The 15116-nt window shown below is 50.6% G+C and carries 14 protein-coding genes and 1 pseudogene; 11 read left to right on the top strand and 4 right to left on the bottom strand.

Features of this window, described 5'->3' with window-relative positions:
* Positions 1–10 precede the first annotated feature (10 nt).
* Positions 11–1405, top strand: a complete 1395-nt coding sequence (locus KJS65_RS16615) for a sensor histidine kinase (protein WP_213651012.1) — start codon at positions 11–13, stop codon at positions 1403–1405.
* A gap of 210 nt (positions 1406–1615) precedes the next feature.
* On the opposite strand, the pseudogene KJS65_RS29870 reads toward KJS65_RS16615, so the two are convergent.
* A pseudogene (locus KJS65_RS29870) lies at positions 1616–2095 on the bottom strand (C40 family peptidase); the annotation flags it as partial.
* A 307-nt stretch (positions 2096–2402) separates the two neighbouring features.
* The gene (locus KJS65_RS16605) at positions 2403–2954 is read right to left on the bottom strand and encodes a GNAT family N-acetyltransferase (RefSeq protein WP_213651365.1); all 552 of its coding nucleotides are present in this window, start codon (positions 2952–2954) and stop codon (positions 2403–2405) included.
* Positions 2955–3141: 187 nt separating this feature from the next.
* On the opposite strand from KJS65_RS16605, the gene KJS65_RS16600 reads away from it, so the two are divergent.
* Positions 3142–3864 (top strand): glycoside hydrolase family 73 protein, encoded by a 723-nt coding sequence (locus tag KJS65_RS16600; RefSeq protein ID WP_213651010.1) that lies wholly within the window; start codon positions 3142–3144, stop codon positions 3862–3864.
* 82 nt (positions 3865–3946) lie between these two features.
* On the opposite strand, the gene KJS65_RS16595 is transcribed toward KJS65_RS16600, so the two are convergent.
* Positions 3947–4285, bottom strand: a complete 339-nt coding sequence (locus KJS65_RS16595; RefSeq protein WP_213651009.1) for a L,D-transpeptidase — start codon at positions 4283–4285, stop codon at positions 3947–3949.
* Between the two features lie 97 nt (positions 4286–4382).
* Between KJS65_RS16595 and KJS65_RS16590 the strand changes: the two genes are divergently transcribed.
* Positions 4383–5381 (top strand): polysaccharide deacetylase family protein, encoded by a 999-nt coding sequence (locus KJS65_RS16590; protein WP_244864600.1) that lies wholly within the window; start codon positions 4383–4385, stop codon positions 5379–5381.
* Positions 5382–5782: 401 nt separating this feature from the next.
* Here KJS65_RS16590 and KJS65_RS16585 read toward each other — a convergent pair whose 3' ends face one another.
* Positions 5783–6697, bottom strand: a complete 915-nt coding sequence (locus tag KJS65_RS16585; protein ID WP_213651008.1) for a DMT family transporter — start codon at positions 6695–6697, stop codon at positions 5783–5785.
* Between the two features lie 99 nt (positions 6698–6796).
* On the opposite strand from KJS65_RS16585, the gene KJS65_RS16580 reads away from it, so the two are divergent.
* The 8 genes from KJS65_RS16580 (at position 6797) to KJS65_RS16545 (ending at position 15098) form a co-directional block, all read left to right on the top strand.
* Positions 6797–7486: an ArsR/SmtB family transcription factor gene (locus tag KJS65_RS16580; protein ID WP_213651007.1), complete on the top strand. Its 690-nt coding sequence runs from the start codon at positions 6797–6799 to the stop codon at positions 7484–7486.
* A gap of 255 nt (positions 7487–7741) precedes the next feature.
* Complete coding sequence (locus KJS65_RS16575) at positions 7742–9283, top strand: HD domain-containing phosphohydrolase (RefSeq protein ID WP_244864599.1); 1542 nt, start codon at positions 7742–7744, stop codon at positions 9281–9283.
* 276 nt (positions 9284–9559) lie between these two features.
* Positions 9560–9952: a NusG domain II-containing protein gene (locus KJS65_RS16570; protein WP_213651006.1), complete on the top strand. Its 393-nt coding sequence runs from the start codon at positions 9560–9562 to the stop codon at positions 9950–9952.
* Positions 9939–10487 carry a Gx transporter family protein gene (locus KJS65_RS16565; protein ID WP_213651005.1) on the top strand — a complete coding sequence of 183 codons (549 nt, stop codon included), beginning with the start codon at positions 9939–9941 and terminating at the stop codon, positions 10485–10487. Before KJS65_RS16570 ends, KJS65_RS16565 begins: the two co-directional genes overlap by 14 nt.
* A gap of 29 nt (positions 10488–10516) precedes the next feature.
* Positions 10517–11473 carry an ATP-binding cassette domain-containing protein gene (locus KJS65_RS16560; protein ID WP_244864598.1) on the top strand — a complete coding sequence of 319 codons (957 nt, stop codon included), beginning with the start codon at positions 10517–10519 and terminating at the stop codon, positions 11471–11473.
* Positions 11449–12333 carry an ATP-binding cassette domain-containing protein gene (locus KJS65_RS16555; RefSeq protein ID WP_213651004.1) on the top strand — a complete coding sequence of 295 codons (885 nt, stop codon included), beginning with the start codon at positions 11449–11451 and terminating at the stop codon, positions 12331–12333. The genes KJS65_RS16560 and KJS65_RS16555 overlap by 25 nt, the downstream gene beginning before the upstream one ends.
* Complete coding sequence (locus tag KJS65_RS16550; RefSeq protein ID WP_213651003.1) at positions 12326–13126, top strand: energy-coupling factor transporter transmembrane component T family protein; 801 nt, start codon at positions 12326–12328, stop codon at positions 13124–13126. The genes KJS65_RS16555 and KJS65_RS16550 overlap by 8 nt, the downstream gene beginning before the upstream one ends.
* A 25-nt stretch (positions 13127–13151) precedes the next feature.
* Positions 13152–15098, top strand: a complete 1947-nt coding sequence (locus KJS65_RS16545; RefSeq protein ID WP_213651002.1) for a peptidase U32 family protein — start codon at positions 13152–13154, stop codon at positions 15096–15098.
* Positions 15099–15116: the final 18 nt, after the last annotated feature.

The following is a 15116-nucleotide window of genomic DNA, read 5'->3' as shown; positions in this document are numbered from 1 at the left end:
GGACAAACGAATGATTAAACGCATGAAGAAAGTAACTCATTCATTGATGTTTCGCTTTACCTCTTGGTATGTGCTGAGTCTAATGGCAATCATCCTGTTCATCGGAACATGCATCATGGGTGCTGTGAGTTACTTTCTCATTCAAGATACCAAGCAGGAGCTGCATGCCGTAGAACAAAAGATCATCGATTCTTTGGGAGTTACGGAAACGGATTGGCAGGATATGCTGGATGAAATACTATATCCGGATCATGCAAATTATGAAGTGGCATTGGCAGATGCTGACGGCGGAGTCTTAGCCCATTCCCGTGGCGGGGCGAATAACCTGCAAGAGGATCAAGAGCAGGCAGACTTCAATTGGGTAAAGCTCTTCCTATGGGATCAGACCCAGGGGCTGTCGATCCAAGAGGTGGCTTTAGGGAATGCAATGAACGGACAAAAGGTCACCATCCATATTCTTGTACAGCTAAACAATATCGTGTACTTATTATGGCTGATTGTAAAAGTCATTAGTATTACAGGTATTGTCAGTCTGTTTGCCGGTTCCTACCTGATCTATCGTCTGACCAAAAGAAATCTGCGGCCTTTATTTGCTATCATGGATGCTTTGAGACGAATGGGTCAAATCACGGATGTGAAGAAGCGTATTCCCGTTCCGGCGATCCCTAAGGAATTAAAGGATTTAGCGCAGACCATCAATGACCTATTGGATCAGCTGCAAGCACAGTTTGAACGTGAGAAGAGCTTTGTGTCGAACGCGTCCCATGAATTACGCACACCCTTGACGGCTTTCCGGGGTCATGTGCAGATGATGAAACGTTGGGGCAAACAGAATCCCGAAGTTTTGGAACAATCGATTGAAGCGCTAGATCAGGAAAGCCGGCGTATGCAGCGGCTGATAACGCAATTACTGACATTAGCGCGAACCGGAAATATTCAAATGAAAAAGGATAAAGTGAATGTGAGCCATACGGTACAAGATGCCATTCGGCAACTGTGGCGGAGAGATCTGAAAATATCACTAAAGGAAATATTAAACCCTCATATGTATGTTCTGGGTGATGAAGAGCAGCTCAGGCAGGTGGCTGTGATTCTTTTTGAAAATGCCATACGCTACACGAATGCCGGGGGGGCGATAGAAGTCCGGGTCTTTAAGGCAAATAATGAAATCTGTATCACTGTAGCGGATTCGGGAATAGGTATCCCCTTTGAGGATCAAGGCAAGATCTTTGATCGATTTTATCGCGTGGATAAGGCCCGTTCCCGGGAAACAGGGGGAACAGGCCTTGGTTTATCCATAGCTAAAGAATTGGTGAAGAACCTTCATGGCAGGATATCTGTAACCAGTAAACCGGGGGAGGGAAGCATATTTTCGGTGTACCTCCCGGTTTATAGTAAACATTGAACATTAATCTTGATGTTCGTATTTATGCTGGTGAGAGTGGCGGGACGAGTCTGCGTATTTATGCTTAGTGTTATCTGATGATGCTTGCTGGTCGTTTTTTGAGTTTGTCGCAGGTTGAGTGGTTTTATCGGTCTGTGCATCTGCCGAAGGTTGGACGCTTGTACCGGTTGATGAATTTGCACGGGTATCGGCGGCTTGTCCATCGTCTGGCAATACACGGCGAATCGTATTAATCCGGGACTCCCATGAGCTAAGATCGGAAATGGTTACTCCGGGTTTGCCATAGGTGTGCAAAATTTGTCCATTCCCGATATAAATCGCCACATGGTGTATAGGCGAGTAGAAAAAGATAAGGTCGCCGGGTTTGAGTTGATTTCTTGGCACATAGGTTCCTACAGTGGATTGCTGTCTTGAATCCCGTGGAAGCGAGATGCCATTTTGTTTGTATACATATTGCGTGAACGAAGAACAATCAAATGTGCTCGTTACACCTGAATTTGAACCGAATTTATAGGGAACTCCCAGAAATTGTTTACCTGTAGCAGAGATTTGATCCGCAAGGGATGTAGAGGTTTCAGCTGCGGCTGCATGGGCAGCTTGAGGCATTAGCAGCATCGTACCTCCTGAAAATAATATGGAAAGGCTAAGACCTGTGCCTAGGAGCAGTTTACCCAATTTTGGTGGTTTCATCATTGTAACTTCCTCCTTCGAAAATATGTGTTTTGGTATCGATCACCTGGTTCCAAAATAACATATAAAAAAATCCCATTATTTACTGCATTCTTCATGGGATCAGAGCTCGCTTGAGTTTGCCGGATATAATGAGAATTGCATGAGAGTTTTCTCATGATACCTTCATTGACACCCCATAACGGCTTAGCTTTGCATTTAATGAGGCTGTTTGCGAATTCAACTCCATATTGAACATGAAAAAGGCGGACTCCGTGTTAACGGAGTCCGCCTTTCGTATATCGACTTCTTTGTATTTAACGATGCGTCATCGTGCGCATGGCTGCATTTTCTCGTACAGATTAAAGCCGCTTGGCGTTTGACCCTTATAAGTAAATCCGGCGCCACTGTACAGCTGGTTCAGCGCAGGTACAGATGCGATACAGTCGAGTCTGACTCTGTCCTTGTCCGGGAAGCGGACTCCGTGTTCTGCCCACTGCAGTATGGCACTTCCGAGCTGCTCACCGCCGAATTCACGGTTAATGGCCAGCCTGTGCAGATAGACCGCAGGCTCATGACCTTCTTCACCCCAGAGCGAGCGATCCCAGCTGCTCGCATGCTGCTGGAGAATGACCATGCCGGCCATGGTATCATCCTGCTTGAAAATAAACACATCGCCGCGGTCAATCGCATCGGTTACCCCGTGTCTGTCTTCACCAGCTAGAAGCTCATGCCACTGCTTGGATCCTTTGCTTTGCAGCCAAGCCGCTGCCTGAACCATCAGATCGTTTACGGCCTCTTTATCCTCCGGTCCAGCCTGAATGGCGCGAATCCCCGGCTTGATTTCCTGCTCTATAATAATGCATTTCGTGGTATTCATATTCAAGTATGTACCCGCCTTCCGTAACCATATGCTTCTATTGTAAGAAGTCGCAGGGCAATACGCAACTACAGGATGCTGCCATAGAAATCAGGCTCGTTCACTTCTGCTGCAGGGTGTGCCCGTACAGGCCGCCCCTAGCAGGCTCGCATTGAATAGAAGTAGACGGGGAAGGGGGTGGAAGGGGATGAAGAAGGCTGACTTCATAGCGAAAATAGCACCGCTTGCATCCGCAGACCAGCTTAAGACGGGTGTTCCGGCCTCACTCACGATCGCACAGGCTGCACTCGAGTCTTCATGGGGAGAAAGCGCCCTTACAACCAAGGCGGGCAATTTATTTGGCATCAAAGGCGAGGGACCGGCCGGTAGTGTCCGGATGCTGACCTCGGAGTATGTTAAAGGGGCTTTAGTCAAAATTTATGCCTATTTTCGCGCATACCACAGCTGGGAAGAATCCATTCAGGATCACTCGCGGCTCATCGTAAGTGGAGTGGCAGGGGATCGGCGTTACGCCGGGGCTTTAAATACGGACGGCAGAACGGCGGCGAAAATGGTTGCGAAAGCCGGCTATGCGACGGACCCGCTGTATGCGGATAAGCTGATTCAAATTATGGATCAGTACAACTTGTATCCATATGATGCCCAAGTAGAGGGGGAGCAGCCCATGACGAAGGAAGAAAAAGCGGCATTCGATGCACTGCAAGCTACGGTCACGAAACAGGCTGAATGGATGAAGCAGCAGGATGCCTTGCTGAATATGCCCTGTCCGGCTTGGGCGAAGGATGCTTATGAATTTTATAAACCATTTATTTCTGATGATAAGGGAAGCTATGACTATTGGCGGCAGCTTGTAATTCAGTACCGGCATGAGAACGGCATCCGGGTGAACAATCCCGGGAGCTCCAAGTGAGCAGCTGCAGAACATTGCCAGATTTCTGATCAAAAGTACGAAATCCCTGCGGGAAGCCAGCCCTCAGGGATTTTTGCGGTGGTTACGGCCGGATTGTGACACGCGTTCCGACCGGTACATAAGACGAAAGATCCAATACATCCTGATTTTGCATTCGGATACACCCATGAGAGACCTCATGTCCAATGGAGGCAGGATCGTTGGTTCCATGTATGCCGTAATGCGGCTTGGAAAGGCCCATCCAGAGAACGCCAAACGGCCCGCCGGGATTCTCCTGCTTATTGATGATTCTGTATTCGCCTGTCGGTGTACTGGTCAGCATTTTACCGATACCAACAGGATAGGATTTGGTGACCTGATCGCCGTCCAGCAGGTAAAGCATGCGGTCAGAAAGATCGACAATGATCCGGTAATTCGGCATTTGCATCACTCCTTAATTTCAGAGTATGTTAGTAGTATGGGGAACGTAATCTCTGACAAGCGTGGAATATTTTTCGGATAAAGGAGTTATGAATGTCATGCGCCGTAAAAAGGCACTGCAGTATAGTAGTTTTGGTGTTTTATTGCTGATCGCCGCCTTGTTTATTTGGAGAGAAGGTCCCTATGTTTATCATCCGGTCCGTTCGAGCAATGCGGTTCACAATAAGGAAGGATCAAGTGCCGTCCGGGTTCATGGTTTTATTTCTACCAGACCGACACCCGATGCCATTTATTATAAAAATAAAGTCATTGTACTGATGTATCATGATGTGCGGCCGCATCCCACCAACATCAAAAGTCTGGATACGGTTGTTTTCAAGCAGCAGCTGGATGCCATGAAGGCGAACGGATTTCACTGGATTACGATGGATCAGTATGCCGATTTTATTACGAAGCGCCGGCCGGTGCCGGATAATGCGGTGCTGATGACGTTTGACGATGGCTATGAGACGTTCTACCAGCATGTATATCCGATATTGGAGCAGTATCATGTGCCCGCTACCAACTTCCTGATTGTTGCAACGGTAGGCAGCAAGAAGCTTCCGGGCATTCCCAAGCTTGACTGGCAGCAGGTACAGGCGATGCATCGGATGGGAATTGACTTCTACAGCCACACCTACGACTCTCATGCATACGGCTATATCCGGATTGCAGGCAAAAAGAAGGATCGCGCCGAGCCAATGCTGATGGGACCGGAGGATAACAAAACGCTGCATCGTGTGGAAAGCAATGAGGAATATGACCGGCGCGTGACCGGTGATCTGGGGCTGTCCGATCAGATTCTGCGGGAAAGGATCGGTAATACACGTAATATTCTGGCTTTTCCTTACGGTGGATACTCCAAGTCTGTAATCGATATCTGTCAAAAGCTTGGCATTCAGGTCACCTTTTCCGTTAAGCAGGGAATCAACAGTCCGGGACAATATATCGGCTATCGCGTCAACGCCGGGGGAATGGATAACAATCCGGTAGCGCTCCTTGAATATATGAAGAGAGGCGCACCGATCAAATCGCCGATCAAAGGTTACAAGGTATAGAATTGGAAAACCCCCGGGAAGCTGCCGCAGCAGCTCACCCGGGGGTTTATGATTTGGTCTGGCGCAGCACGACGCCAACTATCTAACCCCTGACAGTCTCACAACAGACTGCAGCCGGTTCCTGGTTTTCTTGTTGTGTAACAGAATAATGACATTTCTAAAACAACAAAAGCCCTACCTCTCTTTTGTCCTTGCGGCTCCGATGACCGCGCCAGTGTGAATCAGAATTTCGTCTTTACATAAACTCATACTTCGTTTGGGTTATTCAAAATAGGAATTTAAAACTTCGTGGTCACGAAGAGTTATTCTTCTTGCGAGGAACGAATATGGGGTTAAATGAAACTTACAATATTAAATAATATCATAGATGTAATGAAATGGCAAGAGCACGAGGGAATTTCTTACCCTTGAAGCTCACCCTTCGCTTTGATTTCAGGAGATTTCCGCGGAAGTCCTCCCGTTAAAAATACGCCGCATAAGATCAAAGCCAGACCAGCAAGGAGGCTGAAATGCACCGGCTCATCCAGCAGTAGTAAGCCCCATATAATAGCCGTGACGGGAATCAGATAAGTAGACATGGTTGAAAATTCAGCGCTGCCTTTCTGGACGAGATGATAGAAAAGAAAATAAGCCACCGCCGAGCCAAAACACCCAAGGCCAATAAATGCAAGAATGACAGTCCCATTCTGAAACAGCGGGCTGAGGGAGAAGGGTTCAAATCCGAACGCCATGACTCCGCTTCCGAAGCATCCGACAGCAAGCGTACAAAGGACGGTTTCAACGAGCGTTACCTTTTGCAGGTATTTCTTTGATAATTGGGATGACAGCCCGTAAAAGAAGGTTGCGATCAGCATAGCTGCAAAACCGGTCAGGTCGTCGCTGAAAATCTTCGACGGGTCGATATCTAAGACCACGAGCAGTCCCAAGAAACCGAGCCCAAGCCCCATCCATTGAAACCGGTTTGATTTGCGTCCAAAAAAGAGCACTCCCAGGATCAGCGTCCAAAGAGGAGTGGTCGCATTTAACACCGATGCTGTGCCGCTGGTCAACCGGGTTTCGCTGAATCCGATCAGGCACCAAGGGACTGCGGTTTGGAGCAGTCCCACAATCACGATGGGTACCCACGGGATTTGTCTGAAGCGGATGGATTGACGCCGAATCAACATATACAGCAGAATGGCCAGGATTCCGAAGGAGGAGCGTAAAAAGGCGATGGATCCGGGTCTGTAGTAGGGAAGCAGTATTTTAATGAAGAAAAAGGATCCTCCCCAAATGAGACTGAGGAGAATCAGATATCCGTAAAGGGATCGTTTCATCCAAAAAACCACCTCTCTTTTTATATTCCGATATCATTGTAAACCATAGACACTTCCATTATCATCGAAGTATGGAATACGAAAATAGGAGTGAAGACAATGGGTGCAAATCCGAAGATGGCAGAGCTTGTTTCTCTTCTCGGAGAGACGTCACGGGCAGCGATTTTAACGAGTCTTATGGATGGACGTTTTCATACCGCCAGTGAATTGGCTTTAGAGGCAGGCATCACGCCTCAGACCGCAAGCTTTCATTTGGCGAAAATGACCGCTGGCATGCTGGTCACGGCCGAGAAGCATGGACGCTATCGTTATTATAAATTGGCGGGACAAGAAATTGCTCAAATTCTGGAAACGCTCCTTACGATTTCAAAACCAGCTGAAATTAGGTCACTAAGGCAATCTATCCAGATGAGAGCTTTATGCGAAGCCCGGACCTGTTATGATCATTTGGCAGGGAAGCTGGGCGTCCGCTTGACCCAGTCCTTGATGGATAACAAGTATATTGAAAAGGGGCAGGAGGAGTTTACCGTGACTCCGGTTGGGGAGCGGTTTTTCACAGAGTTTGGTCTGGATCTGCCTGCTTTGCGTAAACAGCGCCGATCATTCAGCCGGATTTGCCTGGACTGGAGTGAGCGGCAGCATCATCTTGCAGGGACGCTCGGGCATGCCATTGTATCCCGCCTTTTTGAAATGAAATGGATTGAAAGGGCTGCTTCCGGACGGGCGGTTATCGTTACAGAGCAAGGAAGAGCCGGACTGGAGAGAGATTTTGGTATCAGTGACATATGAATATTGGTGAAAATAGGAGAAGACGCAATGAGCAATCGCTGCTGTCTTCTTTTTTTGTAAGCCGGAGGGCAAAAATATGTATTTTACAACAAAATAGAGGGCCAAGACTTAAAAAAAGAGTGAAAAATTGAGAAAAACGAAACGTTTCACAAGATTTTTGTCACAATTTTCCGCCTTTCGACCGATATTTATAGTAGTAATGAACCATATCGTTCATTTTATATAGCTATCTTATTTAAAGGAAGGCTCTATTGTATGAATACCGAATCCGCCTGTCCGGGGGCAATAAAGCTTTACCGGTCGTTTCTGAACAAGTTGTTACGCAATTATCTGATTGGTTCGCTGCTGGCCGTTCTGGTTGTAGGCAGCGCAATCGTTTTGACGACACTTGACGTACCTCCGGATGAATATAAACGTCTCGTATTCATTCTACTAATTTCACTCGTCTTTATGGCTGCAGCAGAGTTAACTGTCTTTTACCGTCATCTGGCCCCCATAAGGAGAGGACTTTTGTCGCCGGATGCTGATTTGGATGAGCTGAAAAAAGCCTACATGCAGACGCACCGGCTGCCGCTGTTATCCGTTTACCGGATTCTTGTTCCGCATCTGCTGGGCCTGTCCATTCCGGCGGTACTCCTTACTGCTTGGATGTTGTCCAAAGGGCTTTTGGACTTTCCGGCATTTTATCTGGCCGTCGCGGCCTTGGGGGCAGCCCTGGTAGCCAGTATGCATGCCATGTTTGATTTTTTTCTGTCTACGGCTGCGATTCGCCCGCTGTTGATTGAATTGAAAATGCAGGCAAAGAAGAGGTTCCAGGTCGAACTGGATCCGGAAGGCCATGTGTTTTTGTCCATCCGTCCCAAGTTTCTTGTCAGCGGCATGCTGATCGGCATGTCACCGCTGCTGCTGTTCAGCCTGGCCGCGCAAATCCGTCTGAAAAGTCTGGACAGCGCCATGTTTCAGAATTATTGGGGCTGGGCAGGTCTCATTCTGATCATCGACATTGCCTTCGCGTATACGGGGGCGCGGTTAATTACGCAGGATATTGAGCGCCCTATCTCCAAGCTGTACGACGCAATAAATGATATCAAGGAAGGGCGAATGACGAAGGTCCAGAATATTTACTCGGATGAATTCTCCAAGCTCGTTGCCGGCTTCAACATGATGGTGGGCGCACTGCAGACAAGAGAAGAGCAGAGTCAGGCTATGCTGGACAGCTATTTTGTTACGCTTGCCGTGGCTTTGGATGCTCGCGATCCTTACACCGCAGGTCATTCGCTCCGTGTGGCTGAATATTCAGAGCTGATTGGCAGGCTTTGCGGTTTGTCCCCTGAGGACCTTATGGTGATCCGTAAGTCCGCACTGCTGCATGATATCGGGAAAATAGGCGTGCGTGATACCGTCTTGCTGAAAGAGGGACGGCTGACGGATGAGGAGTTTGATCAGATTAAGCTTCATCCGGGCCTCGGGGAAAATATTTTGCTTCAGATCGAACCGAAGGATGCCATGGCCGTTTTGCTGCCCGGTGTTCGCTCCCATCATGAGCGTTACGACGGCAAGGGATACCCGGACGGTCTAGCGGGTGAAGAAATACCGCTGCTTGGACGGATTATTGCTGTGGCAGATGCCTATGATGCGATGACATCCGACCGTCCTTACCGCAAGGGCATGGCATCATCTGTTGCGCTGTTAATTCTGGATGAAGGCAGGGGCACCCAGTGGGACCCGGTGTTTGCGAAGGTTTTTGTGGATCATATGAGAAAGCAGCTGCCCTCCATACCCAAGCATGGGGCATAGCAAAAGGAAAGCGTCCCCGGATACGGCGGACGCTTTTTCGGGTTTATCGACCCGGAACAGAAAACGGGGAATTAATGCGTATGAGCGTCGGATATGCCGGCCATGGCATCTGAGGAGGCGTTTTATTTTGCAGAAAATGCAGGGTAGTGATCATTTTGTGAAATTCATAACAAATAATAATTTGCATCGACTTCGCTCATTGAAGCTTTGACAGAACACAGCTATAATGGGGGCATCTAAGATTTGAAACTTTAAAAAATAAGGGAGTTTCGCGCTATGAAACGTGGAGACCTGCTGCTTATTTCCGTGATTTTGGCGGCCGCCCTGCTGTTGATGGTTCCAAGATGGGTTCAAGGCGGACAGATAAGTGAAAAAAATCACAATAATCCGCTGACAGCCGTGATTAAAGTAGAGGGGAAGGTATATCAGACCGTCACGCTCACGAAAGAAGAACAGACGGTTGAGATCCGGACCAAGCGCGGCTACAACCTGGTTAAAGTGCATGACTACGGGATTGAGATGGTGGACGCCGACTGTCCGGATGAGGTATGCCTGACATTCGGCTTCAAAACCAAGAAGGGGGACACCATTGTCTGCTTGCCGCACCGGGTCATCGTCGAAGTAGAAGGCGCGGGCGGAGAAGGGGAGGGTACGGATGCCACTATCTGATGAAGAAACCTCGCTTGTCTTGAAAAGGACCGTCATGATTGCCATTTTTGCCGCGGTGGCGGTTGTGCTCAGCATTGCTGAATCCATGATCCCGGTGAACATCCAGATTCCGGGTGCCAAGCTGGGTCTCGCGAATATTATGATTTTGACTTGTCTGTATTTTTTAAGGGCAAGGGATGCGCTGATGCTGGTGGTGCTGAAGACAATTTTAACTGCTTTTATCTTCGGAACCTTCTCGAGCCTGTTGTTCAGCCTGTTCGGCTCATTGTTCAGCTTTGCGGTTATGGCATTTCTAATGAAGCTTGGCCGGCGCAGGTTGAGCCTAGTCGGTATCAGTATCGCAGGCGGGATCGCCCACAATATCGGGCAGCTGGCAGCAGCCTCCATCGTCTTTTCCACCTTGAATATTTTCTACTATCTGCCGGCGCTGCTGATCAGCGGTATTGCCACAGGCATCCTGGTGGGGATCGCTGTTCGATATCTGGTAACTTCCTTATCGAGGCTATCCTTGTTTGATCCGTTCCGGAAGGCTTAAGTGATCTGCACGCAAGGGGGGAAGTTCATATGAATGCAATGGAGAAGATACAGCATAAGAGCCCTATTTTACCGGAGTACCAGGAAAATCTAGCGGATGACGTAGAGGGAATATCTACAGCAGGAAGCTCGAAAGTCATGACAGATATGGTGGTGCTGGAGGAGTTGTCCTTTGCCTACGATGGGCAGCATGCAGATATTCATGATATATCCCTCGCCATCGGCAAGGGGGAATGGGTCACGCTGGTGGGGGCGAACGGCTGTGGGAAATCTACGCTGACCCGTCTGATGAACGGATTGCTTCGCACCAGCTATGGACGCATTTATATCGGTGGAATACGCCTTGAGCCGGGCACGCTTGGGGAAATCCGACAGAAGGTCGGGATGGTATTCCAAAATCCTGATAATCAGTTCATCGGTGCGACGGTGGAGGAGGACATGGCATTCGGCATGGAAGGACAATGTCTCGATGCCCGGGAAATGCGAAGCAGAATCAGGAGGTACGCCTCACGCCTCGGCATTAGCGATCTCCTTCACCGCCATCCGCAAGAGCTCTCAGGAGGACAAAAGCAGCGTGCGGCTGTAGCAGCCATTCTGGCGATGGAACCTGAGCTGATCATCCTTGATGAGGCTTCCTCTATGCTGGACGGGAAGGCACGCGGGGATTGGCTGGGTCTGCTGCAGGAAATGCACAATGAGCACCGCTACACGCTGCTGTCTATTACGCATGATGCGGAGGAGATTGCTGCTTCGCAGCGCGTATTGGTGATGCATCAGGGAGGTCTGGCAGCCGACCTTGCTCCGCAGGAACTGTTCCGGAATGAGGGCCTGCTGCGGCTGTGCCGGATGGAGCCGCCTTTTGGAATCCGGCTCGCCCTGGAGCTGGAGAAGCGGGGCATGATGCCCGCACAGCAGGGCATGGCAGATGGCGCTGCTAATCCGGGCTTGGAGGTGAATAGGATATGGCCATTCAGCTGGAGCAAGTGAGCTATACGTATGATGCGCGCAGCCTGCTCCGGCAGACTGCGCTGCAGGATGTGAATCTTGAGCTTGCGGAGGGACTTCTGACTGGTATCGCCGGTGCATCGGGCTCGGGGAAATCGACACTGCTTCAGCTGCTAAACGGCATCCTGCTCCCAACGGCAGGGACCGTGAGAGTACTGGATGTAACGCTGATTGCCGGGAGAAAGCCGCCGAAGCTGGCATCGCTGCGCAGGAGGGTCGGACTTGTTTTTCAGTTTCCTGAGCAGCAGCTCTTTGCCGCGACGCTTGAGGAGGACCTAATCTTCGGTCCTCTGAATTTTGGAGCATCGCCTGAAGATGCTGCAAGACGGGCCCGGAAGGCACTGGGGCAGATGGGCCTGGAAGAGGCGCTGCTGAGCCGCCATCCGCTGCAGCTAAGCGGGGGCCAGCGGCGCAAGGCGGCAATAGCCTCCGTGCTTGCGATGGATCCGGATATCCTGGTATTGGATGAGCCGGGAGCAACCCTCGATCAGGTCAGCCGGATGGAGCTCACACAGCTGCTTCACAGACTCTGCCGCGAAGAAGGCAAAACGGTCATCATCGTCACGCACCGGCTTGATGAGCTGCTGCCCTATGCGGACCGCTGGATGATAATGCATGAAGGCAGGGGGGGCTTCCAGGGGACAACACGCGGGCTTGTTGATGAAGCACGGCAGCTTCCGGGCTACGGCTTGTCTGTTCCCCAGCCCATCCAATACTGGCTGGAGCTTGAGAAAGCCTATGGATTGCAGAGTGAAGAGCCTTGTCTCAGTCCTTCCGCTCTGGCTGAGCGATTAACCCAGCTTGCTACTACGGAAGCGAAGAAGGCGCGAGCCTATGCGTGAAAAACTGCTGATTGGCAGGCTCATCGATATAGACTCGCCTGTGCACCGCCTGGATCCGCGGGCCAAAATGACCGCCATGCTTCTCTATGCGGTGATGGTGATGGCTGCAAGGTCATGGCCTGCGCTGCTATGCCTGACCGCTTTCTCGGTGCTGATCATGCTCCTGACCCGGATACCGATACGCATGTATCTCAAGGCGGCCAAACCGCTGCGCGTGCTGATGCTGTTCATATTGATCGTGCAATGTCTTGCCGTCAAAGGCGGAAGCGTGCTTATCTCCGCCGGCTCCTGGCATCTGGATTCGGCAGGTCTTGCTGCTGGCGTGTATGCGGTCATGCGTATGGGACTGCTTGTGTCTTTTACGGCTATGCTGACCTTTACGACATCACCTGGACAGCTGAATCAGGCACTTGAAGGAATGCTGAGACCGTTTGAACATGCAGGCATTCCTGCGGAGCGGTTGTCGCTCATGACGGGAATTGCTCTGCGATTCATCCCGGCAATTCTGGATGAGGCTCAGACGATAATGAAGGCGCAGGCTTCGCGCGGCGCGGATTTAAGAGAGCTGCCCTGGAAGGGCAAAGTGCGGATGCTGACGGCGCTGCTGGTTCCAGTGACCGTGGGCGCATTCCGGCGGGCAGAGGATTTGACCGCTTCGATGGAATCGCGGGGCTACCGGATCGGGGCGCCGCGCACAAGGTACCGTCCTTTGGTCTGGGGCCAAGGGGAAACATGGTTTGTGGCTGCATTTGTTCTGATGTGTCTCGTCGTAATATGGATAGGGTTTAACTAAAAAAGAGATGGTGGAGGGGATCGCTGTGTCACGCTGGTTTGGAAAAAAAGAGATTGAGCTGCTGGCGCCCGTTGGTACGTTTGAGATTTTTAAGGAAGTGATTGAGGCGCCCTGCGATGCTGTTTATCTGGGAGGACCCGCCTTCAATATGCGTCTGATGCGCAAAGGCTATAATTTTACACTGGAAGAGATTACAGAGGCGGTACAGATCGCCCATTCGCTTGGCAAAAAGATATATGTGACAGTCAATAATCTGCTGAGCGGGGCGGAGGCTCAGGAAGTGAGAGAGTATCTGGTTTTTCTCGAGCAGGCCGGTGTGGATGCCTTGATTATACAAGATTTTGCAGTGCTGTCGCTGGTGCGCGGCATGGGGCTTGCCCTTCCGCTGCATGCCTCGGTCATGATGAACGTGCATAACCTGGAGATGGTTAAGGCGCTGCAGGAGCTTGGCGTTACGCGCGTCGTTACCTCCAGGGAAATGGATCTACAAACCGCGCGTTATATTCAAAGGTCAAGCGGAATGGAGCTGGAATACTTCATGCATGGCGATATGTGCGTGGCTCATGGTGCGAACTGTCATTACAGCTCCTATGTGTTCGGAATGAGCAGCAGCCGGGGCAAGTGCATGAAGCCCTGCCGGTGGGATTACCGTATCAAGAAAGACGGCAGCATCTATCCTGCCGAGTATCCGCTGGCAGTCAAGGACATGTACATGTATGAGCATATTCCAGAGCTGATTGAGGCGGGAATATGTTCCTTCAAAATTGAAGGGCGGATGCGGGACGCTTCCTTCGTTCTGATGCTCGTGAACACCTACGCCGATGCCATTGACCGTTATATAGCGGATCCTGTTGGGTTCAACCGAACGCAGGATGCACAGTATTTATATGAAAACCGCAAAAGGGATTTTTCAACCGCCTATGCATTCGGCAAACCGGGGCTTGCCAATATAAACCGGCGTTATGAAGGGACGGGCAAGTTCTACAGCACAGGGCGGGTGTTCAGTACCCCAACCCCAGAACGCGAGGTGTCCGATCAGAGAATATCGGAGATACGGACCTGTCTGTCCAGCGTGAAGGACGCGGCGGACAGAACCCGGCAGGAAAAGGCAGCGGCCAGACTGGCGGTAAGAGTCAACAATATGATGCAAGCCCGGATGGCGCTTGAAGAGGAAGTGGATGATCTGTATCTCTCCGGAGATGTCTTCTTTCCGGACCTGCCGTTTACCCAAAAGGATATCGCATCGCTCTGCGCGTCAAAAGGCCGTTCGCGCATTTATCTGGGGCTGCCGCGGATGATGACGGAGCTCCACTTTGAACAATATATGCAGCTGCTCAGCCGTGAACGGCTGCCGCTTGACGGGTTGCTGGTTACCAATCTGGGAGCGGTACATGCATTCAAGGGTTTGGGCTATCCGCTGATCGGAGATACGAGCCTGAATATTTACAACCAGCTCGCGGCTGACTTTTATGGGGAACAGGGCTTGGAGAGGGTGACCGTATCAGCGGAAATGACGGCCGGACATCTTGCCGATCTGCTCACGCATTCCCGCGTGCCGCTGGAAATGATCGTTCACGGTTCTCCTACGGTGATGTATATGGAGCATGATCTGTACGAAAATACGGAGCTGCTGGAGCCGGTCGGTGAAGAGGATAACCGTTATGTCGATAATGATATCCTGGTGCTGATGACGGATAAGGGCGAGAATCCGGTTTACAGGGACCAGCATGGGCGCAATCATTTGCTGCTGGGCAAAGAGCTCTGCTTTCTCTCCATTTTACCGGAGCTCAGGGAAGCGGGTGTGTCCTGTTTCCGGATTGAGGGAGCACCTTATAAGGTGCATGATCTGCAGGCTGTGATTCGGGCGTATCGGCAAGCGCTGGAGCTGACAACGCGAGCGGAGGCTGCGGAATCCAATGTTCTACGGCCTGTATTTGCCGGTTATACACTCGGATCGCTGCAGTTCAACTAAACTATCCTAAGGCGAACC

This window comes from Paenibacillus sp. J23TS9 (genome assembly GCF_018403225.1).
Taxonomy (GTDB): Bacteria; Bacillota; Bacilli; order Paenibacillales; family Paenibacillaceae; genus Paenibacillus_AQ.
This window is presented reverse-complemented; position numbering and strand designations above follow the sequence as displayed.

Excerpts from the sequence above, each read along its gene's own strand:
- KJS65_RS16570 (WP_213651006.1), top strand. The coding sequence starts at position 9,560 with ATGAAACGTGGAGACCTGCTGCTTATTTCCGTGATTTTGGCGGCCGCC.
- KJS65_RS16575 (WP_244864599.1), top strand. The coding sequence starts at position 7,742 with ATGAATACCGAATCCGCCTGTCCGGGGGCAATAAAGCTTTACCGGTCG.
- KJS65_RS16560 (WP_244864598.1), top strand. The coding sequence starts at position 10,517 with ATGAATGCAATGGAGAAGATACAGCATAAGAGCCCTATTTTACCGGAG.
- KJS65_RS16580 (WP_213651007.1), top strand. The coding sequence starts at position 6,797 with ATGGGTGCAAATCCGAAGATGGCAGAGCTTGTTTCTCTTCTCGGAGAG.
- KJS65_RS16590 (WP_244864600.1), top strand. The coding sequence starts at position 4,383 with ATGCGCCGTAAAAAGGCACTGCAGTATAGTAGTTTTGGTGTTTTATTG.
- KJS65_RS16595 (WP_213651009.1), bottom strand. The coding sequence starts at position 4,285 with ATGCCGAATTACCGGATCATTGTCGATCTTTCTGACCGCATGCTTTAC.
- KJS65_RS16600 (WP_213651010.1), top strand. The coding sequence starts at position 3,142 with ATGAAGAAGGCTGACTTCATAGCGAAAATAGCACCGCTTGCATCCGCA.
- KJS65_RS16605 (WP_213651365.1), bottom strand. The coding sequence starts at position 2,954 with ATGAATACCACGAAATGCATTATTATAGAGCAGGAAATCAAGCCGGGG.
- KJS65_RS16565 (WP_213651005.1), top strand. The coding sequence starts at position 9,939 with ATGCCACTATCTGATGAAGAAACCTCGCTTGTCTTGAAAAGGACCGTC.
- KJS65_RS16555 (WP_213651004.1), top strand. The coding sequence starts at position 11,449 with ATGGCCATTCAGCTGGAGCAAGTGAGCTATACGTATGATGCGCGCAGC.
- KJS65_RS16585 (WP_213651008.1), bottom strand. The coding sequence starts at position 6,697 with ATGAAACGATCCCTTTACGGATATCTGATTCTCCTCAGTCTCATTTGG.
- KJS65_RS16550 (WP_213651003.1), top strand. The coding sequence starts at position 12,326 with ATGCGTGAAAAACTGCTGATTGGCAGGCTCATCGATATAGACTCGCCT.
- KJS65_RS16615 (WP_213651012.1), top strand. The coding sequence starts at position 11 with ATGATTAAACGCATGAAGAAAGTAACTCATTCATTGATGTTTCGCTTT.